Origin of the sequence: Paraburkholderia humisilvae (assembly GCF_902859855.1) — a bacterium.
Classification (GTDB): domain Bacteria; phylum Pseudomonadota; class Gammaproteobacteria; order Burkholderiales; family Burkholderiaceae; genus Paraburkholderia; species Paraburkholderia humisilvae.
In genome coordinates this window covers 1-548 of sequence record NZ_CADIKH010000496.1, presented here as the reverse complement: position 1 = coordinate 548, position 548 = coordinate 1, and the positions used below count along the sequence as shown (strand labels likewise).

General features: G+C 69.9%; 1 pseudogene. It reads right to left on the bottom strand.

The features are described 5' to 3' along the window. Nucleotides 1-548 (bottom strand): annotated as a pseudogene (locus HV796_RS43220) (hypothetical protein); the annotation flags it as partial.

The window sequence follows — 548 nt, the reverse complement described above, 5'->3', positions numbered from 1 at the left end:
CCAGGCCCCCGTCGTTGATACTCACGTAGTGCGGCTTCGCGTTGGCTACCGAGGTGGACAGCTGCTCCACGTTCACCGCGTCATTCGCGTTCACCCCGTCGGCCACGTTCGTCAGCTTCACCGGCGCCGTCGCGCCCGCCCCGCCCAGCGTCACCTGTGACTTCGTGGTGGCGTCGTCATACATTACCGCGCCGGCGGCCAGCGTCGACAGGCCGGTCGAAAGTGAGGACACGCCGGTCGAGAGCGACGACACGGTCGTCACGACCGTCGTGGACAGCGCGCCGAGCGCCGTATTGGTCGCGTATAGCTGCGAGCCATTCACCGCGTCCGTGCTCGTGCCCAGCACCTGGCCCGGTGCCACGTTCGTGATCTGGCGTTCGTTCCCCGCTGCGCCCACGCTCACCACGCCGCTCGCGCTGCCCGCGTACGTGTACGCTGTGCCCGCGATCGTGTCGCCTGTCACCGGCACAGCGGCGGTCGCGGCCTGCGAACCGGCGCCCAGCGCGATGGAATTGTCGGCGCCCGCCGACGCCCCCTGGCCAATGGCG